We start from the raw sequence: 21,676 nt of genomic DNA on the forward strand, positions 1-21,676 counted from the left end.
CTTAAGATTAGGGTTAGGGATTGGGGTTGCAGGGGTTGTCACAATGATTTGCTTATACGAGAGAGTGGGAAACGGGGCATGGGTTGATAAAACAATGCCCTTATGACTGCCTTGCGCAAGTCTGGTGTTTCTCCTGGCTTCCCCCACCATAGGGTTTCATAGTAGAAGAAGGCGACACCTAAACCATTTCTCCTAGCCTCTCTGACTTTGTTTTCTACCAAGGTGATGGGAGTGGGTTTGTTTCTCAACCCCGTGAGGATAGCCACACCAGTGGGAATTTTCTGTTTAGCTTTCTGTACTTCAGGCTGATTCAATTCTCTTACAAAACTGGCTAAGTCGTCTCGATACACCTGTATTACAAGCTCGTCCACAATGCCTAAGTCTACCCACCTCTGCCAATCCTGTAGGGAAAAATTATAGGCCTGTCGATAGGGATTGGGTGCCAAGGATACTATAAGACGAGGGTTAATTTGTTTCAGTCTCTGTCGTAGTCTAAGCATGAAGTCGGTGATTTTGTCAGCGCGCCATTTTACCCACTCCTCCTCTTGGAAATTGGCAGGGGGGTTTTTATTGGTCTCCTCCCTATATAGGCTAACAGTATAGGCGTCATAACCAAAGTCTCTTGGTAATGCTAAATGATCATCAAACTGAATACCATCCACCTGATAACGACTACAGATTTCCACCACCAAGTCTATGATTAACTGTTGTACTTCGGGATGAAATGGATTCAACCATACTACCTCCCCCGCCCCAGTCTCGCTAATAAGGCTACCATCCCTTCTGCTGGTTAACCACTGGGGGTGGTAGATGGCTAACTCCGAGGTGGGGGGAGTCATAAAACCAAATTCAAACCAGGGAATGACTAGTAAGCCATTACGGTGCGCCTGATAAACAATTTCTGCTACTATATCCCAGTTGCTTTTCCCCTTGATTATGGGAATGCCAACTCTTTTTGCCACCTCACTGTCATAAGCCACGTAGCCTGAATTCCACACTACTGGATACACGGTGTTGAAATTCAGGCTAGCTAATTCCCTCATACTCTCTGAGAGTTTTTTACCATCTAGCCAAACATCACTATCATTTTTGGTAATCCAAACGCCTCTTATTTCTGTTTGTGTTGTGGCTGATTGGCTTGCCCCCTTGAGGGGATAAAAGATAATTATCGTCAAGGAAAGGGATATGACAAATCCACTTATTAATTTTTTCATTCAGGCTTTTAAAAACTAGAGTTACCCCTTTTCCCCACCAATCATACCATATTATCCCCCTCACTTCTCCCGGCTATAATTTATTTTTCTAATGGTAACTATTAGTTTTTTCTCCTTTCTAGATACTCTTCTAACCACTGCAAAGCATTGGTTTTATCTTTCACCTTACCCTCAATATAGGCTATTTGCGCCTCGGTTAACATTTCGCCTATTAGAGGCCCCGGAGATAATTTCAATTTTTTCATTATTTCATTCCCCGTTAAAATTGGCTTTGGATGAGCTATTATGTCTTCCGGATTCAGATAACGTCCCATCAGCTCAACAATTAGTTGTTTAAATGCCTCCAAACTGCTTCTATCTTTATTGTAAAAATTCATTCTATTAGCAAGGGCAAATACTGCTAACACTGGGAAGTTATCTTGGACTGCCTGAAAGAAAAAATACTGTTTTCTTTTACTTTGCGGGAAGTCTTCGGCAAATAAATCTGGGGTGTGCTTTAGAATAGTAAGGACTGTTTTTACCTCCTGACGGGAAGATTTTAACCGCCAGAGTTCCTCCTCCGCCTCAGTCAATTCTTCACTTACCAAACACGCCAATTTAGCATCTTTGTACCACCTATATTCTTCTCCAAATTCCTGTTTAAAATTAGCAGTAATAAAATTAGCAGATTCGTCTATTATTTCCAGCAAATCCACTTTCTCCTCCGTGACGGAAGGAAAACAAATAGAAAGTAAGCCGTCCTTAAATGTCTCTTTTAGCCAGTAACTTCCCCGTTTTTCCCCCCAGAGATAATCTAATTCCTGATTCACCCTCTCCATGGCCACTCGTGCTAACAGAGGCGCCAATTTTTTAATACAATAACGGGTGTCGGATTCTATGGTAAAATCCAGTTGACAAGCTAAACGATAGGCCCTTAAAAGTCTAAGAGGATCGTCTTGTAGATTTTGAGGATTTATCATCCTGATTATGCCTTTTTGTAAGTCCTCTTGGCCTCCAAAAAAATCAATTAGCATCCCCTGTTGACAGTCAAAGGCAATGGCATTGATAGTATAATCCCGTCTCCCTAAATCGGCAAAAAGAGAATCTCCCTCCTGTTGTGCGAAATCTACAGTGGCTTGGGGGAATACCACCCTGGCGATAATGTGTATAGGATCTAATACTACAAATCCAGCACGATATTTACGGGCAATAGTCTTAGCTATCCTTATAGCATCGTGAGGCACAACAAAATCTATGTCTAGGGGTTTCCTTTTTCTCCCCAACAAGACATCTCTGACTATCCCACCCACCAAATAACACTGGGAGGGTAACAAACTCTCATCAAAGGGTAATTCGCATCCTAGAAAATCCGCAACTACTGACATATCTCTATTGTATTGAGTCTGGGATTTCTCAGTAACCAAATCTATTTTCTCCCAATCACCGCCACACCACCGGTTTGGTTAGACTTAGAATGGCTAGCCTCAGATTACATAATTTTCCCCATATAAGTACCCACTGCACTATTTTTTTGTAAAGAAAGATAATATTGGGGGACTTTAAAGCAATTGTAATAAACTGCATTTATTGGTTTAATTAAACAACTTTCTAGGCTTTCTATTTTACTAACAGCTTTTAGTAGTGGCTAATAGGATATAGGGAGTAGGATGTAGGGAGTAGGAGGGGGCGATTTTGCTTTTTTTTTCTGTATTGCATATTCCTGCATTGCAGGCGGGGGGTAATCTTATTACAGTCACCCCTCTACCCTCCCCTCACCCTTATCCAAGGCTTCAGTTATTTAGTTAGCTAGATCGACTGATATTTCTAGATAATGAAGGCTTCAGCTAGTTGACTGGATTGATATTGGATTTGTATCCAGAAAACCTCTCCCTTGTTGCCCCAAAACTTGTATTGTAACAATATATCTCCTTCTCTGGCTATTAATTCTTTGAATACTTCCGTATTTCCATCCAGTATTCTCAGTATTAACCCTGCCGGCAAACGGGATGATTTGTCGGTGGGATATAGTCTAAGAAAGATGCTATTTTGGTTGGCAGATTTTGACAGTATTCCCATCACTATAGTCAGAGATAATCCCCCTAATTCTACCCCCAAATTGAATCTTTTCCCCTACCATAAACCTGCATGAGGGTGATTGGGTTTTAACTGCCAAATACCCTCCGCCGCCAACCACCGCGTTTCCTCGTCTTGTGAGTTGGTTATGATATAATTCAATGCTTTTAAAATTTTTTCTTTGTTGCTACTATATCTCCTGGAGATTATGCTCAGTTTTTGGGCAGCTATCCTTAGCTTGCCTTCATCTTTTGTACCATAAATATCCTCCAAATTTAACACAGAGTTTGAGCGCATACTTACTGGATAAAGGGGGGTAAGATATCTGGGTATAATCCAGTTAATTTCCTCATTCAAATCCTGTAGTTTTTGCCACCCTCTACAAGTCTGATGTAATTCTTTTTCCAGCCATTCGCCTAAATTTATTGGCTGATATTTCTGGTATAACAAAAGGCGATAATTGTCATCAGCAAATAATGCCGTCCATTCCCCAAAATCTAGACGGCAGCGGATGACATCACAGTCTATAGCCTCCAATCTGGCCATCAATTTTTCCTTCTCTTCTGAAGAAAAATCAGGTATGTATACTAATTCCTCTTCCGATGATGGCAGGTATTTGCTATACAGCAACGTCGGATTAATTTCTCTTTCTATTAGTCTACTTGGGCAATGATACTGGTATAGATTTGAATTGTATTCAGCCTGTCTTTTTAGCCTTTGTCGAGAAACAAAGCCATAAACCCTTAACCTGTTACCTTCTAAGTCGACCAACACGGGAAGGAAATAGTCTCCCCTAAATCTAGGAATATCCACCCACTCCTGCGGTATTATAAATTCACTGAAATCGCCAGATTCTTCTGGCAAAACTATCAGACGGATATTATGACTCTTAACAATAATTGGACTACCATTGACAAATTGCCAAATGCTAAACAGACTATTTTCGTCCAACTCCAGGAAGATTTGATTGGCTAATTCGGGATAGATTTTTTTTAGCCAATCCCCTGTTAAGCAGCTTGCCAAAAGATTTAATAAGCAACGAGATTGAACGGTTTTTGGAAAACATTTTTTCACTCTTTCTCTAACCGTTTTGATACATTATTCAGGAATAGGCAAAAACGATTTATCCTGTTGAATGGCGGTAGGGCTGTCAAAAATATCCCCGGGAGTGTTTTGTGAGTTATTCATGGTCACATTCTCCAAGATAAGGGTGTAAATTGTTAGTCAGCAGAGGAATTTTATCGGAGTTGGTGGCACTGGAGTATAAGCCAACCCTCAGTAATGTTATAAATACTAGTCTTCCCCTGTAATGTTGGTGGCAATTGTGGGTTATACTCCCCATGCAAAGCACCTTTTATCCCCTAGAAAAGTGAATTAATTGGAGGAGGAAGATCCCATCTGTAAACAGAAAATTTGGAGTTTAGGAATTGAAAAAAGAAGTATTTCACGGGGTATAGCCGCTGTAAAAGAATCTGTCGACATGGTCTTGTTAGCCACTCGTTTTTAAGGGGTTGTTTTAACGCCCTAATTAGTCTTTCTAAGATAAACTTTCTGGCAGCGGCAATCTCCCATGATACCTGGTGTTGTTCCCTAATAGAATTGCTATAATTGGTAGACAAAATCCGGGCTATAGTTTTCTGAGGTAGTTGTAAACTTAACCGGAGGGGGGAAATTATTTTCCGACATGGATTTAAATCCCCATATGCTGACTGGATAACTCCATTAATTGTCTCATAGTCTTGTGGTGCATAGACTTCCTCCCATTGGTTGTCTTTTGAGGTAATATCCAGGGATTTAAGAGGGAATGTTTTGGGGTTACAATAATTACGGGCACAGTTAATGTAGGTTTTGATTATCCTCTCACATACCCTAGCATCAAGGGAAGGCAGGGGTAGGTGGTATTTTATTGCCAGGAAAGGGGGAGGGGGTGGTGTTTGATTTTCCTCTGTCACTGATGGGGAATAAATAAGGCAAAAACATTCCCACACTGGTAGATACTGTTGTAGAGTCTCACCCCCATAACCCCCTATTATCTCCAAACACTTTCTCCGACTGGTGGGTTTAAATTGTTTTAACAATCCCCCATGGTATGGCTTTTTCCAACTTAAATGCCGGTATGCTTCATCCACCAGTTGAGATTCAATTATTTTATACCTGCCATAATTAGCTAGTTTTGTGCCACGTGGTGACGTTGCCAGTGATTTACCCCACTGAAAGTAATCCTCCCAAGTGGGGGAATTAGAATAACCTTCCAGGCGTCGATACACATTCTTTGAGGCGAAAAAACAACATTCTTGAAGATAGGCAGTTAGATGTTTCTCCCTGAGTTTGTCTTCTTGTTGTCTGAGAAAAAGCAATAGGTTTGTAGCAATCACCTCCTCATTTCTCTCTAACCCCCTGTCTAATAGTAACCTTATATTCCTCTCTAGTGATGGCTCAATTTGCCAGCAGGTATCGGGTAACTGTTTTCCCTTGAGTTTTTTGAGAAACAGAAAGGAGGAAAACCGCATGACTCAATGGGATGGATTCATGGTGGAAGTAGAATGGGGATTTTTGCTTAACCCTTTCCCCTTCTACCCACTTATCCCTAATACTTTTGTCATTTATGCACCACAAAGAAACTTCTTCTTCCACAGATACGCCGCCACAACATCGAATAAAGTCACCAGTTAGTCTGGTGTGGGGTTAGTCTGGTAGGTGGGGGTTAAAGTTAAACTATAATTCGTATCCCGGTTAACAATTATATTCCACTACAACCATGTCTTTTGTGCCTCTACATCTTCATACTGAGTATAGTCTACTAGATGGCGCCTCTCAGATTCCGGCTTTGATAAAACGCGCGGCGGAGTTACAACTGCCTGCCATTGCCATTACTGATCATGGTGTGATGTATGGTGCAATACAATTAATTAAACATTGCCTGGAGAAAGGAATCAAACCCATTATCGGCAATGAGATGTATGTCATCAACGGCGATATTACCACCCGCCACAAGCGAATCAAAAAATACCACCAGGTGGTTTTAGCAAAAGATAAGCAAGGTTATCGCAATCTAGTCAAACTCACCACCATTTCCCATCTTCAAGGATACCAAGGCAGTGGCATTTTTGCCCGTCCTTGTATTAATAAAGATTTACTTAAAAAATACAAAGAGGGATTAATTGTCACTAGTGCCTGTTTAGGGGGAGAAATTCCCCAAAATATTCTAGCAGGAAACTATAAAAAAGCCAGAGAGATTGCTAAGTGGTACAGAGATGTTTTTGCCGATGATTTTTATTTAGAAATACAGGATCATGGCTATAGGGAGGACAGAATTGTCAATGTGGAGTTGGTAAAAATAGGAAAAGAATTAGACATTAAGATTATTGCCACTAATGATTCCCACTATGTTTCCTGTTATGATGTAGAAGCTCATGATGCCCTTTTATGTATTCAAACCAATAAGAGAATAGATGAGGAAAATAGACTTAGATACTCTGGCACAGAATACCTTAAATCCGCGGAAGAGATGCGGCTTTTATTCAGAGATCATCTGGATAGCGATGTAGTTGAACAGGCTATCAAAAACACCTTGGAAATAGCAGAAAAAGTCAAACCCTATGACCTTCTAGGAGAATTCCGACTGCCTAAATTTGAAGTTCCACCTGGACACACTCCAGCCACCTATTTACACGAAATTGCTTGGGAAGGATTGTTAAAAAGACTAAAATGTGTCCAACGCGGTGAAGTGCCAAAAGAGTACCGAGAAAGGCTAGAATATGAGCTAAAAATGATTGAGAAGATGGGATTTTCCACCTACTTTTTAGTAGTTTGGGACTATATAAAATTTGCTAGAGATAATAATATTCCAGTGGGACCGGGAAGAGGCTCAGCCGCAGGCTCACTAGTGGCATATTCTCTAGGAATTACTAACATTGACCCTGTTTATCATGGCCTATTATTTGAACGATTTTTAAATCCCGAGCGGAAATCTATGCCTGATATTGACACAGATTTCTGTTTTGAAAAAAGACAACAGGTTGTTAAATATGTCACCGAAAAATATGGGGAAGCTAATGTGGCCCAAATTATAACTTTTAACCGTATGACTTCAAGGGCAGTGTTAAAAGATGTAGCCAGGGTGATGGGAATACCCTATGCAGAGGCAGATAATATGAGTAAATTAATCCCAGTATCCAGGGGAAAACCCACTAGATTAGAAGTGATGATTTCCGATGAAACCCCCTCCCCAGAGTTTAAGGAAAAATACGAAAATGACCCTCTAGTAAAGCGTTGGATTGACATGGCAATTAGACTAGAAGGCACTAACAAAACCGTGGGAGTTCATGCTGCCGGAGTGGTTATTTCCAGTCAGCCTTTGGACGAAATTGTGCCTCTACAACGCAACGAGGAGGGCGCTATTACTACTCAGTATTCCATGGAAGATTTAGAGTCTTTGGGATTGCTAAAAATGGACTTTCTGGGACTAAAAAATCTGACCAACATCCATAAGACTGCTGAGTTAATCAAACAAAATCAAAACCTAGAAATAAATGTAGAGGAATTGCCCCTAGGAGAAAGAAAAGCCTTAGAAATTATCTCCAGGGGTAATAGCAAAAAATTGCCGGAAGACGTGGCAAAAACCCACAAACTACTAGAGTCAGGAGACTTAGAAGGCATCTTCCAATTGGAATCGGAGGGGATGAAACAAATCGTCAAAGACTTAAAACCGTCGGGCATTGAAGATATATCCTCCATTTTAGCCCTATATCGCCCCGGACCACTGGATGCAGGCCTAATACCCCTGTTTATAAATCGCAAACATGGTAGGGAGCCTATCACATATGAGCATCCCCTACTAGAACCCATTTTAAAGGAAACCTATGGCGTTTTGGTATATCAAGAACAAATCATGAAAATGGCACAAGACTTGGCAGGTTATACCCTAGGAGAAGCCGATTTACTCCGTCGCGCCATGGGTAAGAAAAAGCCAGAAGAAATGAAGAAACACCGGGAAAAATTTATTGATGGTGCGGTCAAAAATGGGGTGCCCGAGGATATTGCTGAAAAACTATTTGAACAAATGCTAAACTTCGCCGAATATTGTCTGAGTTATGACACGGAAATTTTAACTGTAGAATATGGGGCACTTCCCATTGGCAAAATCGTCGAAGAAAATATAAAATGTCATGTATATACTGTGGACGAAAATGGCTTTGTTTACACCCAACCCATAGCCCAATGGCACCATCGCGGCTTGCAGGAAGTCTTTGAATACGAATTAGAAGACGGCAGAATAGTTAGGGCTACACCAGACCACAAAATTATGACAAAAGATGGTAGAATGTTGCCCATTGACGAAGTTTTCTCCAAAGGACTAGAACTATTTGAATGCCCCTTCCAAATTCCCACTGGGAATATGAAAAGTTAACGGTTATTTTTTATACTGAACCTCAGTTTCCTCTGACACTTTTTCCTGTTCACATCTAATGGTTTTTACTTAGAGATAGTTACTAATGGTAGCTTTTTTACCACAAAAATATGAAGTAAAATTAATTTTTTTTACAAACAAAAAAAAAAACACAAAGACGTCATCAGCATTGTAAAATAGGGGTGGGAAGAAAAACTTAAGACTTTGTTAAAAAAGCCTTGGAGGTATCTCTCCGGGGAAAGGATAGGTGTCCAGTAGACGTGGGTAACACCCAAAGGAGTAAAAGATGGACGTAAATGCCGAAAAAATACTCCCTACACTGAGGGAGAAACTAGCTCAACTGTATGATGACAAAGCTACGGGGGAATTGACAATAAGAGGGGAATATGCCCTAAAAACCTTTTACCTCCTTTCCGGCAGACTGCAGTATGTAACCGACTCAGTCCACCGAGTTAGACGTTGGTTAAGGGCCCTCAGTCAATTCGTCCCCGACTGGAATTATCCCAAAAAAGTCTTGACTTGTCAACCCTGGGAGTATGATTTGTTATACCAGGGGGTGAGTGGTAAAGCCATAACCCTGGAAGATGCCAAGCAGATAATAGCCTCTGTGTTGAGAGAGTGTCTGTTGGAAATTTCACTTGAGGACCAAATTGAGTTACAATGGCACCCCACAGAGAGGGTTAAAAGCACCTTCTCCTATTTCCTCAGTCTAGTACCCACGGATACTCACTCAGTATTCGAAGAAGTAGAGGCTATCAGAGACAACTGGATAAGGGGTGGTTTAACTCTCATTAGGCCCTCCCTGGCGCCGGTTTTGTTGGAAAAGGGGAAAAGCCTAGTGAAAAACCCCCTGCAACTAAAATACCTCAGTGGTGAGTATACCATCTGGGATATAGCTTTGAAGTCTAAACAGAGGGTGGACAACACAGTTTCTTCCCTACTCAACTGGCAAGAAAAGGGCCTAATTGTCTTCAATCCAGTGGCGGATTTGACCATCGAAATTGAAGACTATACCAACAGAAGTGAAGATTCCTCCGCAACGGCAGCAGCGGCAAAGCAAACAGTAAAAGAGGAGAAAAAACCGGTATTGTTACCAGAAGAAAAGGAAGAATATGTTGAAGTGACAATACAATCCCCAAGTGTTTCCAAGAGGGGAGATGAACCCTTAATAGCCTGCATTGATGACAGTCCCATTGTGGTTCATAATCTGAAAAAAGTCCTTCAAAGGGCAGGGTTTGATGTGTTAGCTATAAACGAACCGATGGCGGGATTTGCTAAGTTAATTGAACATAAGCCCGACTTAATCTTGTTGGACTTAAACATGCCCAATGCCAACGGGTATAGTGTATGCAAATTCTTACGGGAAAGCCCGGTATTCCACAAAACCCCCATCATTATTCTAACCGCCCAAGACAGTTCCGTCGATAGGGCAAAGGCAAAACTGGTTGGGGCTACTGATTTCCTCAATAAATCCGCCAGCGAGGAGGAATTACTTAGTCTAATTGAAAGACATCTCCCCGCTAAAATCCAAAAAAACCAGATGATTACGGGTTAGGAATTTATACTTCCCCGGAGGAGCACATTTTTTCTTTTTGCAGCACACTATACTGGAAGTCCTCCCCGTTATGTTTATAATCCTAACAGAGTATTGAGAAATGTAAAACGGAGGAGGAAATAAGGGCCCGTATGGAAGGTAGTTTTTTGTCTCAATGGCAGGAAAAGATAGAGAACATTTACCGGGAAAAAGCCAGTGGTAAACTGCTTTTACAAGAGAAAAATGGGGACACCAAAACAGTTTTTTTCCACAGGGGCGTGTTGCAGTATACAGTATGTAAATTTACAAGGAGGAGACGTTGGCAAAGGGCAGTAGCAACAAAATACCCTCAGTATGCCACGGGGTACTTTGAAGGACAATTGTGGGAGTATGAATTGCTACGCCGGGGAGTTGTGAAAAAGGAAATTACCCTGCCACAGGCCAAGTCTGTTATAAGTCAAGTGACGGAAGAATGTCTGCTGGAATTGTGTCTCAGTGGGGGGGTGAAATTGGAATGGCAGGGGAGAGAAAAGACAGACTCTTCGTCTTTCGCCTATTTCCTCAGTCTTCCTCCCTCAGAAATCCTCGAAATTAACAACAGGGTAACTAGACTAAGTCAACAGTGGTTGAAGGAAGGCTGGCAAAAACCTAACCTGGCGCCCCTTTTGTCAGAGGAGGGGAAGACTGTTTTTAAAGACGCCCCCCAAAGGGGTTATCTCAACGGTAACTATACCATGTGGGACATAGCCGCTTCCCTAAAACAGCCTATAGAGGTGGTGGCCAAATCCCTCAAAGACTGGGGGAATAGGGGCCTGATTACCTTTGTAACCCCGCCGCCAGAAGAAGGGGAAAAAACCACTGCCGATGCTGTCAAAAAAGCCCAAAGGGGTCAAGAGGGGGAAAAAAACAGGGACAATTATCTAATTGCCTGTATTGACGATAGTCCTGTAATACTGCAAACCCTCAAGAAAATTCTACAGGAGGCCGGATTTGCCACCTTACTTATCAGCGAACCAATGGCAGGGTTGGGCAAAATACTAGAGCATAAACCGGACCTGATTATACTGGACTTGAACTTACCTAACGCTAGTGGCCACAGTGTCTGTCGGTTTTTACGGGAAAGCCCCGTTTTTCAGAATACGCCCATTATTATCCTCTCTGCCAAAGACGGCACTTTAGATAAAACCAAAGCTAAGTTAGCCGGCGCCACTGATTTTCTCCCTAAACCCCCCGTAGCCGACAAGTTGATTGCCACTGTTAATCTTTATCTGTCTTCTATCCCCATGGCAAAACAGTCGGGAGTCCATTGACAGACAGTATGTCAAAAAAGATTAAGTAATTGTTACGCCACGGGGAAACAATTGTAGGATCTCTGTAGGAGGGGCTCCCCGTGACCTGGGAAGGGGATGCCGGCGGCCACTTGTTGGCAATGAATTGGCAGTGATTAGCAATAACCCTTGTCAAAGACAATGATTGAAGATGCAGAACTAAGGGAAATATATCAGGTTTCTGGTGGGGAACATGTACAAAATCTGGAAGCCGGGCTGTTGAGTCTGGAAAAGGAGCCCCAAAACCAGGAGTTGTTGGCAACTCTTCTGCGGGAGGCCCATAGTCTTAAAGGGGACTCCCGGGTAGTAGGGGTAAAATCTGTAGAAACCCTGGCTCACCAGTTGGAAGAGTTGTTTGGGGGCCTGAAAAATGGCACCCTAGAATGGTCAAAAGACCTGGGGGATGCCATGTACACCGTAGTAGGGGCATTGGGAAAATTGGTACACGAGGCGGTGACAGACGAGGCCAGTGGCGTAAACCCTGACCAGTTGAGCCGCCTTCTGGAAGCCTTCCTGCCCCAATCCCAAACGTCATCCTCTACTGCCGCAACGGCTTACACCCACGAGCCCCCATCCCCCATTCCCCAATCTCCCCTCTTCATTGAGGATGAATCTCTGCGGGAGATTTACAGCATCTCCCAAGAAGAGCACCTAAACAAAATAAAGGCTCATTTATCCCTCTTGGAGGAAAATCCGGACTGGGAAATCCCTGACGAACTCATTAAGGAAATAGAAAGCTTTGAGTTGGACTCCCGTTTTGTGGGCCTGGATATTATTGAGAATATACTCCACAAGTTTCGGGGGGTTTGCGAAACCTTCAAACAAAAATCCAAAAGTCTACCTCTCCAAGCCAATAAAACCCTTCAACAGACACTCCAGGTCGTCTCCTCCCTTTGCCAATGTGCCCTCAACGGCGCTGCTATACAAGTAGACTATGAGAAGGCTATAGGGACACTGGAGCACCTACAAGGGCAAGGGGATGAGGAAGAGGAGAAAAAAAGGCAGTATTACGGTCGTAGGAGAAGTGACAGACAACTGGACACCATCAGGGTACCCACCCAATATTTAGACGCCCTGATGATTCACACTGGGGAGTTGAGGGTGGCTAAAACCAGTCTGGCACACATCGAGGAAAGGATAAAAGACTTAAAAACCATCTGGGAAGGCTGGAAAAAAGGGGGAGGACAAAAAGGTGTATGGGCCCGTCTGGACGAGTTAGTGTCCCTCCTACAAACCAGTATTGCAGAAAATAACAGTCGTCTGGAAACCATCTGCCGGGAGTTAGATGACAAGGTTAGAACTCTAAGGCTTTTGCCCCTATCTACCATTTTTCTCCTGTTTCCCCGGGTGGTAAGGGATTTGGCGGCTGAACAGGGAAAACAAGTAGAATTTGTGATGGAGGGGGGAGAACTGACGGTGGATAAGCAAATCCTAGAAGACATGAAAGATCCCCTCTTGCATCTATTGCGCAACGCAGTAGACCATGGTATTGAAACCCCCGCAGAAAGACAGGAAAAGGGTAAAAACCCAGTGGGCAGAGTCTGGCTAAAGGCCACCGCCACGGGGAGTAATGTGGTGATTGAGGTGGGGGATGACGGTAGAGGGTTGGACTTGGACAAAATAAGACAAACCGCCCTCAAACGAAAACTCTACACCGCCGAACAGTTGGCGCAAATGACACCCCAACAACTACGCGCCCTTATCTTCCTCCCCGGTTTCTCCACCCGTAGCTTCGTCACAGAAATTTCCGGTAGAGGTGTAGGACTTGATGTATTACGAAATAATGTAGAAAAATTAAAGGGCAACATTTCCCTTGAATCCTCCCCGGGTGGAGGTACTGTCTTCCGCATAACTGTTCCCAGTACTGTTTCCAGTCTAAATGTAATGCTTTTTGAGGTACAGGGAATAGTTCACGCCTTGCCCACAGATGCCATCGTCCAAACCCTACTGATAAAACCGGAAGAAATATACACCCTGGAGGGCAGGCCCACTATTTCTGTGGGAGGACAACCGGTAACCTTGGTGAAAATGGCCGATTTGTTGCAATTACCTGCCACTGTTGCCAGCAACCAGAAACAGAAAAGACGAACACAACAACAAGCCACTCTCAAAAAAGCCATAATCTTGCAGGTAGAGGGGGAAATGATGGCCTTCGAGGTGGATGACTGCAAACAGGTGTTGGATGTGGTAGTCAAACCCCAAAGCAGGCTGTTAAAGAGGGTGCGTAATGTCACAGGGGCAACTATCTTGGGTAATGGCGACGTGTGTATTATTCTCAATCCCCACGACTTAGTCAAATCTGTCCGCCACACCACCACCCCTCTCACCCCAGTTGTCTCAGAAGAGGCGCCAAGGGAACGAAAACCGGTTGTATTACTAGTAGAAGATTCTATAGCCGTGCGCACCCAAGAAAAACGCATCCTAGAGAAGGCCGGTTACGAGGTGGTTATTGCCGTAGATGGGGTCGACGGCTACAACAAACTGCTGTCTGGACTACAGGTTGATGCCATCATCTCCGACATCGAAATGCCCAATATGAATGGGCTCGAATTCACAGCCAAGGTGCGTCAACACCCTGAATTCCGGGAAGTCCCTATAATTATTGTCACCTCCCTTGCCAAGGAGGAGGACAAGAGAAAGGGAGCCCAAGTCGGAGCTAATGCCTATATAGTAAAAGGGCAATTCAACCAGGATGTTCTCCTGGAAACCCTTGATAGACTTATATAATTAACTTGTAAAATAAATACTACATAAAAAGGACTGACACAAACTATGGTAGGCCTATTCAAATCCCAAAAACTACAGGACAGAATACTCCGCGGCTACTCCCTCCCGCTGGGGGTATTAGTGTTGTTCGGCATAGTCATCGGTACTGTTGTCCAATTGAACAATAGCGTAAGAGAAGACCTAGCTCGTGCCAATAGGGTAATAGAAAATATGAGGGAAACAGTAATAGGCGCCTCTCGCGCTTTACGAGCAGCCAGGGGTGCCGCCCTCTTCCCAGAAGAATTGGCTTCTTATCAGGAGACTTATGGGAAAGCAAGAGAGAAAATTGAAAAACATGCCCCCCTTGCCCTGGCGGAAATACGAGAGGAGAAAATAAAAGAACTATGGACAGAATTTGAGAAGCAATTAGGGGAGTTAACAGAAGGAACAGATGAGGTGATGAAATTACTGGCCGCCGGCAAAACCCAAGAGGCTGTTCAAAAAATAAAAGGGATAAGGGCGGCCGGTTTGGATGAAAAGGCGGATGAGATAATAAAGGCAGAAAATGAAATTATCGAGTCCATTGGCAAACGGGCTGAATTGATAGGAAATATAGCTATACTGATAACCCTGGTAGGGATTTTTGGGGGTGGTGGTTTTAGTCTGGTACTGGCCAACAACATTGCTAAAGCCATTGCCCAGGAAATTCAACAGGCGGTGGCTCAAATTTCTGCCTCCGCCGCCCAAATTGCCGCCTCTATGGAGGAACAGGAGAAAACGGCCAGTTTACAGGCGGCATCAGTGAATGAGACTACCACCACCATGGACCAGTTGAGGGCCTCGGCACACCAGTCAGAAGAACAAGCCGCCGCCGCCGCCACCGCTGCCCAAGAGGTACTACGGTTGGCCCAACAGGGGAATCATTCTGTAGAAGAGACGGTGGCCGCTATGATAGACCTGAAGAACAAAGTGGGCGCCATCGCCGACCAAATTGTCCGTCTCTCCGAACAAACTAGTCAAATCGGCAGTATATCCTCTCTGGTAAACGATTTAGCCCAACAAACCAACATGCTAGCCCTAAACGCCTCAGTGGAGGCAGTGAGGGCCGGGGAATATGGAAAGGGCTTTGCCGTGGTGGCCGAAGAAATACGGAAACTAGCCGAACAAAGTCGTCAATCCGCCTTGCATATTGGTCAACTAGTAACAGATATCCAGAATGCCATTAATACCACCGTAATGGTAACCGACGAAGGCACAAAAACTGCCAATGCCGGCATGTCCATCACGGAAAACACGGCCAAGGCCTTTTCTTCCATTGTGGAAGCCATCAACACTGTGGCCATGAATAACCAACAAATCCTTCTCAATATCCGTCAACAGGGCAAGGCAGTAGAACAAGTTTTGGAGGCCATGGAGGCCATCAATAAAGGGGCACAGGAGGCCGCCGCTAGCATTACCCAGGTAGGAGCAGGTACTGCCCAGTTAAGTGCCACCGCAAAAAATCTGGAGTCCATGATCTAATGATTCCTCCATTGTCTTAAACTAAAAATAGGAGGTAACAAAGGCCGAGTAGCAAGGTTTCAGCGGCTAACCGCCCCTATGACCATCAAAGTACTACTAGTGGAAGACTCTCCCGTAGCCCTCACCATAATAAGACGTATTATTGAAAGTGCAGAGGATATGACACTGGTGGGCACGGCGAGGAGTGGGGTGGAAGCCCTGGAATTGCTGTCCAAAGTGAAACCAGACATTGTCTGCACCGACTTGATGATGCCGAGGATGAACGGGTTGGAGTTAATCCACAAGATAATGACCACCAACCCGGTGCCCATCCTGGTCATCAGCGGCTGTATTCAAGAAGACGACGAGAATAATATATTCCAACTTCTAGAAGCCGGCGCCGTAGACATCTTCCCCAAACCTGCTAGTGGGACTCTACAAGAATACGACTCTATCCGCGAGCGATTACTGGAGAAAATCCGTGTAATTGCAGGGGTCAAGGTCTTCACAAAAAGGGTTCGTCCTGCTAGAATAAGACTGGTGGATCCCTGGGAAAAACCGGTCAAAGTCCACAAGCCCCCGGCAACGCCGTTACAAGAAGCAACACAGTCCAGTACGAGCCCAATAGCAGTGGTGGCCCTGGCAGCTTCTACGGGGGGCCCCCAGGCCTTTCAGGAGGTGTTAGGCAGTCTGCCAGCGGATTTCCCGGTGCCTCTTCTCTGCGTCCAACACATTAGTACAGGCTTTTTGAAGGGGTTTTTGGAGTGGTTGCAGGGTAATATCCCTCTGCCCGTGGTAATAGCAAAAACAGGGGAAAAACCACAACCCGGCAAGGTATACTTCCCCCCGGAAAGAATGCATCTTAGAATTGACGGCCAAGGACGATTTTACTGCGGCGATGACACCCCCGTAGACAACCACAACCCCTCCGCTACTGTTCTCTTTGAAACTGTGGCCCACTACTATGGCCCCTCCGCCGTAGGCGTTTTAATGACGGGCATGGGCAGAGACGGTGCCAGAGGCCTTCTCACCCTCAAACAAAAAGGCGGTTATACCATCGCCCAGGACGAATCTTCCTCTATCGTCTTTGGCATGCCCCAGGAAGCCATCAAACTCGGTGCCGTCCACAAAGTCCTTCCCCTCCCCCACATCGCCCCTCATCTCCTTAAACTTCTCCAATCCCGTGGCTTTCTCTCCTCTCCCGATTCCTTAAGTGGTGTTTAGTCTTTTTTTACTACTCTCCCTCTTCCCCCCTTTTTTTTGTTAATTAATGTTTAGCTTATTGTAACATCCTCCCCCCCAAAAATCTCTCTATCCCTCTCCCTTCCCCCTCTTTTTTGTAACAAAAACTATTTAAGTAATTTTAAGTAAACAAAAAAGGGCAGGAGCCCCCTCCGAATACCATTTTATCTCTTGAAAGAGAAAATGTCAAGGGGAAAAGGAAAAGAGGAGGGCTAAAAGTAAAACAAAAGTTAAAAGAGATTCAAAAATGAGAAAAAGGGGTAAACTGAAGTAAGAGGTGTGGAAAGGAGGAAGGAGAAGCAAACGGGCGGCGAAAAGGTAAAGAGAAAAAGTAAGGGTGAAGGGGAACTATGTTAGAGTAAATGTCAGAAATTTCATCCAAAGGGAGATGAAGGTAAAAAAGGGTTAAAAAGAGGCGAGAAAATGAATACAGAAATAATTTCTCCAAGGCTAAGAGAGGAGTTTGTCAGCCTTATTGCCCAACAGACGGGGATAGAAATAAAAAGTCAAAACTACGGAGCAATGGGGGATTGTATAATAAATAGGATGCGGGAATTAAACCTGCCAAACCCGGAAAGCTATTACGAATTATTGGCGTCTGAAACCAGCGAAAGCGAAGAGGAATGGCAAAGATTTGTATGTCTAATAACTAATAAAGAAAGCTATTTTTTTAGGGATAAAGGACAATTTAAACTGCTACGACAAGTGATTTTACCCGAATTAATCCGCAACAATCAGAGAATAAAAACGTTACGTATTTGTAGTGCGGGATGTTCTACTGGACAGGAACCATATTCTGTGGCTATCCTTATAAGGGAATTAATACCTGATTGGGAAGACTGGCAAGTTGATATTATAGGACTAGACATTAACAGGGAATCCCTAAAACAAGCGCAAAAAGCACTATATAATACGTGGTCATTTCGACAGGTGGAAGAGGAAATAAAACGGCGTTATTTCAAGAATCTGGGAGGCTACTATCAACTGAATGAAGAAATAAAACGATTGGTGAGATTCAGACAATTCAATCTTGTTAGGGATGAGATGCCAAATGCCGAGATGGGATTGAGTGACATGGATTTAATTATCTGTAGGAATGTGTTTATTTACTTCACCGAGACGGCTATTGATAAGGTGGTAATGAAATTTTATAACACCCTCAGACCCAATGGTTATTTAATCACAGGACATGCAGAATTGAGCAACAATCAGGTGAAAGTCTTTCAAACGAAAATTTTCCCAGAATCGGTAGTATATCAACGCCGTGGTGGCAAATTACCCGCAGCCAGTGTCAGCGTCTCCAAGACAAACACCACTACAATTCAGCCTAAACCCCAAACTTTTAGATTTTCTACACCCCAATCCCCACCTCCATCCCCGCTAGTAACTATGGCTATCCCCCCCGCCAATTCCCCCAAACCAATTATCAACCCTCCACCTCCCATCACTTTTGTGGAGGAGGAATTGCTGGCGGAGGCTAGAAGACTAATTCAGCAAAAATCCTATTACCTAGCCGAAAAAAAGTTACAGACCATTTTAAGACAATCCCCTCACCATTATACTGCCACCTATTTGATGGCGGAAATCAATGCCAATCTTGGCAGGTATGATGTTGCTAGGAAATGGTGTCACGCCGCTATGTCTTTAGACAATTTGCAAGTAAAACCCTATTTACTCCTGGCACAAATAGAGGAGGAAGAGGGGAATATAGAAGAAGCCAAGGAAGCCTTAAAGAGAGTTATTTATCTCCAACCAGATCACTTTATGGCCTATCTTAGTCTAGCAAATTTATATCAAAATAGTGGGGATATGGACAGAAGTAAGAAATTGAGAAACACAGCCTTAAAAATTTTAGAAAGGATGCCAAAGAATCACAAGATAGAAGAATTAGATGACATCTCTGTAGGTGACTTGTTGAGACAGTTACAAGACATTTCGGCTTAATGGCGAGGGGTTTCGCTATAACACAGGCTATATATGAAACCATGGCTGACTAACTGCCACTTTTATTATTCTGACACCATAACAAGCCCAATGGTAGAAATAAATGGCTATAGTTTGCTTTAGTCAAATACCAGGGGAGACTCTCTTGCTGAGAGAGATTATTTCCTAGCATGGGAGTATAACTAATAAGTAGAAGTGAAACAATGAGACATTCCGGAAAGTGGCACAATAGGCTAATTAACACAGTGGGTGGGGAGGTGATTGTTTAAGATAGTAAGTCAAAAGGGGTTTTAATCTGACGAGGGAGGCGGTTTAAGACAGTTAAAAGGTGTTAAACCCTAAACGGATTCTAACATTATCCATTTCCCGACAGAACTAAATGACACACATGGGGGAGACTATTAAAAAAAAAATCTACTTGTTGACAAGATTGAAAGAAGTTTTAGCTAGAGGAGAGTGATGGTGTGAGAGGATTAAACGAGATTGTTGCCGAGATGGTTTCTGCCGCAGAGTGATTTGCTTGACACTATTGATAGAGGTTTCAGCCTAACTAACGCCAAGGTGAGAAGGTGTCTCAGCTGGGGAGGTGATTATCCGGCTAAGTGGTGAAATAATTAGACAGGTTAAATGACATTCGGCTGGGTGGTTGACGTGATTTACAACAGACTAGTTTACAAGAGGCTAAAAGGGTTTGTTACCCAGTTACAACAGATTATAAGGTTAAACAATATTTGGCATAGTAGAAAACAGTAAGACACATCAGCGTGATACCGAGGAAAGCTACTTGTGGAGATGGTTACAGGAGGTTATAGTTTTGGGGTGGGAGAAGGTGAGGATTTGACAGAATTACAAAAGGTTTTGGCTAGGAGAAAGGCGACTGTGTCTGATGGAATTAAATGATATTATTGCGACATACATACTGGGAGACGCTAACTAAAAACTGAAAAGGGTTAGAAGGTGTTTGTAAGGAGGGGGTAATATGGTCGCAAGTTGAAAAAAAGATGTTTTGGCATCAAGGGGAATGATATTGTTTCCTAATGGCAGAAAGCAGTAAGATATAAGTTAGAGGCAAAAAGTGATTGTTTGACAAGGTTTAATTTGCCTAATGCCATGGGGGGTGGTGTTAAAAAGTGTTTCCGAAGGAGGTGACTATCTGATGGAGGGGGATAGGTTGAAGAGGAGGCAGGAAACAACGAGATGTTTACACTGGATGCCATGATAAGCCGAAATAGAGACGGTTATAAAACGTTTCAGGCTAATACCATCTGGAGTTAGTTAAAAAGTGTTTCGGCTAGAAGAGAGATGATTTTATGATAGAAGAGGGCTAATTATATGAGGGAATTGAATTAGGAGGTGTTGCGGGGTTAAGTAGATGAAAGGGGGGATAAGGTTATTGACTAGCTATTTGCTTGACACAGAGGGGAGGTGGTTGATTGACTAGTTGGAATTGTTTCTCCTTGATGGCAAGGATGGCAAAAAAGACTCACTTTCCCACCCAGTCAGACAGTCACAGGGTATTTTAAGCAAAAGTGCCAGGGGAAACAAACTGGCTAACACAGTTAAAAAATGTTTTAGGCTGATAAGCAGAAAAATAGTTGCTAGCGGCGGTTGTAGGAGGAGGGAAATGGCTTACTATCTAATTTTCAACCACAGTAGTTTAACTTATGGGTTGCCTGCAGAGGAAATTCAAGAAGTATTTTTTATCCCCGAATTGACACCAATTCCCGACGCACCGGAAGACATGGTGGGAGTGATAAACTTAAGAGGGGAAATTCTGCCAATAATGGATTTAAATATTCGTTTTGGCTATGAGACGAATGGATACCAAATAAGTGACACCCTTGTAGTGGTAAGGCATGAAGAATTAAAAGTGGGATTAATAACTAACCATGTAGATGATGTAGGCATAATTGAGGAGGAAAACATCACTCCCGAGTTGCCTTATGACAGGGGAAGTGAGGAATTTAAACAGGAGAAGTTTATTAAGGGTGTAGCAAAAAAGGAAGACAAGATTATCTTTTTGCTAGACACAGAAAAGCTGCTAAGATATGTAGAATCCCAAACACTATCTCTAGAATTAGACTTATTTCAGTTGCCTGCCGATGGGGTGGAGAAAGGGGAAAGAAGAGAAGACACAACCACAGAGACAGAGGAAAGTCAACAGCAGAGAAAATACAGAAAAACAGACTTTTTCCCCAACATAACAGAGGATGAGAAGAGGATACTCAGAGAAAGAGCAAGCCGTTTGAGACAATCAATACAATTCAAAGACTTCACCGGTTTAAAACCCGTTGCCGTATTTAGTCTAAACCAAGAGTATTTCGGAGTAGAATTATCCCTGGTGAGGGAATTCATAAAATTCAAGAAATACACTCCAATCCCCTGCACCCCTGAGTTTGTGGTGGGTAACATTAACCTTAGGGGGGAGGTGATTACCCTAATAGACATTAGGAGGGAATTCAATTTAACACCAACTTCTTTGACAGAAGAAACACCGGCAATAGTTGTGAATGTAGACGGGATTGTAGCCGGCATAGTCGTAGACGAAATCAAGGAAATTGCCATGATTAATCCTCAACAGTTACAAAAGGGAGAAAGGAGTGAAGAGGTTAAAATCCAGCAGGAGTATTTACAGGGGGTAATCCCCTATCAAGAGAAAATGCTAGCCATTATCAACCTAGCAGAAATCATGAGTAGTGGCAAGCTGATTGTGGATGAAGCGGTTTAGGAGGGTGGGGGTTATTGG

Annotated in this window: 14 protein-coding genes; 9 read left to right on the plus strand and 5 right to left on the minus strand. The window is 43.4% G+C overall.

Translation table 11 applies throughout. The annotated features are described in order from the left end of the window. Positions 1 to 38: 38 nt before the first annotated feature. The 5 genes from IGQ44_03180 to IGQ44_03200 all read right to left on the minus strand — a co-directional run bounded on the left by IGQ44_03180 (position 39) and on the right by IGQ44_03200 (position 5,776). Positions 39 to 1,214, minus strand: a complete 1,176-nt coding sequence (locus IGQ44_03180; protein HIK36979.1) for a glycoside hydrolase family 10 protein — start codon at positions 1,212 to 1,214, stop codon at positions 39 to 41. Between the two features lie 101 nt (positions 1,215 to 1,315). Beyond that, positions 1,316 to 2,578: a CCA tRNA nucleotidyltransferase gene (locus tag IGQ44_03185; protein HIK36980.1), complete on the minus strand. Its 1,263-nt coding sequence runs from the start codon at positions 2,576 to 2,578 to the stop codon at positions 1,316 to 1,318. Between the two features lie 439 nt (positions 2,579 to 3,017). Further along, positions 3,018 to 3,308 carry a DUF1822 family protein gene (locus tag IGQ44_03190; GenBank protein ID HIK36981.1) on the minus strand — a complete coding sequence of 97 codons (291 nt, stop codon included), beginning with the start codon at positions 3,306 to 3,308 and terminating at the stop codon, positions 3,018 to 3,020. A 15-nt stretch (positions 3,309 to 3,323) separates the two neighbouring features. After that, on the minus strand, positions 3,324 to 4,289 hold the full coding sequence (locus tag IGQ44_03195; GenBank protein HIK36982.1) for a DUF1822 family protein: 966 nt from the start codon (positions 4,287 to 4,289) through the stop codon (positions 3,324 to 3,326). A gap of 338 nt (positions 4,290 to 4,627) precedes the next feature. Further along, entirely contained in the window at positions 4,628 to 5,776 is a 1,149-nt protein-coding gene (locus tag IGQ44_03200; protein ID HIK36983.1) for a hypothetical protein, read from the minus strand. On the opposite strand from IGQ44_03200, the gene IGQ44_03205 reads away from it, so the two are divergent. The 9 genes from IGQ44_03205 (at position 5,775) to IGQ44_03245 (ending at position 21,658) form a co-directional block, all read left to right on the plus strand. After that, positions 5,775 to 5,939: a hypothetical protein gene (locus IGQ44_03205; GenBank protein ID HIK36984.1), complete on the plus strand. Its 165-nt coding sequence runs from the start codon at positions 5,775 to 5,777 to the stop codon at positions 5,937 to 5,939. The two genes, IGQ44_03200 and IGQ44_03205, sit on opposite strands and share 2 nt — an antisense overlap. Before the next feature lie 85 nt (positions 5,940 to 6,024). Continuing rightward, positions 6,025 to 8,676, plus strand: coding sequence for a DNA polymerase III subunit alpha (locus tag IGQ44_03210; GenBank protein HIK36985.1), 2,652 nt, complete (start codon positions 6,025 to 6,027; stop codon positions 8,674 to 8,676). A gap of 286 nt (positions 8,677 to 8,962) precedes the next feature. Further along, positions 8,963 to 10,231: a response regulator gene (locus tag IGQ44_03215; protein HIK36986.1), complete on the plus strand. Its 1,269-nt coding sequence runs from the start codon at positions 8,963 to 8,965 to the stop codon at positions 10,229 to 10,231. Between the two features lie 131 nt (positions 10,232 to 10,362). Next, complete coding sequence (locus IGQ44_03220) at positions 10,363 to 11,520, plus strand: response regulator (protein ID HIK36987.1); 1,158 nt, start codon at positions 10,363 to 10,365, stop codon at positions 11,518 to 11,520. A 159-nt stretch (positions 11,521 to 11,679) separates the two neighbouring features. Beyond that, entirely contained in the window at positions 11,680 to 14,265 is a 2,586-nt protein-coding gene (locus IGQ44_03225; GenBank protein HIK36988.1) for a hybrid sensor histidine kinase/response regulator, read from the plus strand. 45 nt (positions 14,266 to 14,310) lie between these two features. After that, entirely contained in the window at positions 14,311 to 15,765 is a 1,455-nt protein-coding gene (locus IGQ44_03230) for a methyl-accepting chemotaxis protein (GenBank protein HIK36989.1), read from the plus strand. A 78-nt stretch (positions 15,766 to 15,843) separates the two neighbouring features. After that, the gene (cheB, locus tag IGQ44_03235) at positions 15,844 to 16,968 is read left to right on the plus strand and encodes a chemotaxis-specific protein-glutamate methyltransferase CheB (GenBank protein HIK36990.1); all 1,125 of its coding nucleotides are present in this window, start codon (positions 15,844 to 15,846) and stop codon (positions 16,966 to 16,968) included. Positions 16,969 to 17,409: 441 nt separating this feature from the next. After that, complete coding sequence (locus IGQ44_03240) at positions 17,410 to 18,930, plus strand: tetratricopeptide repeat protein (protein ID HIK36991.1); 1,521 nt, start codon at positions 17,410 to 17,412, stop codon at positions 18,928 to 18,930. 1,441 nt (positions 18,931 to 20,371) lie between these two features. Then, positions 20,372 to 21,658, plus strand: coding sequence for a purine-binding chemotaxis protein CheW (locus IGQ44_03245; GenBank protein HIK36992.1), 1,287 nt, complete (start codon positions 20,372 to 20,374; stop codon positions 21,656 to 21,658). Positions 21,659 to 21,676: the final 18 nt, after the last annotated feature.

The organism is Geminocystis sp. M7585_C2015_104 (assembly GCA_015295805.1).
Lineage (GTDB): Bacteria > Cyanobacteriota > Cyanobacteriia > Cyanobacteriales > Cyanobacteriaceae > DVEF01.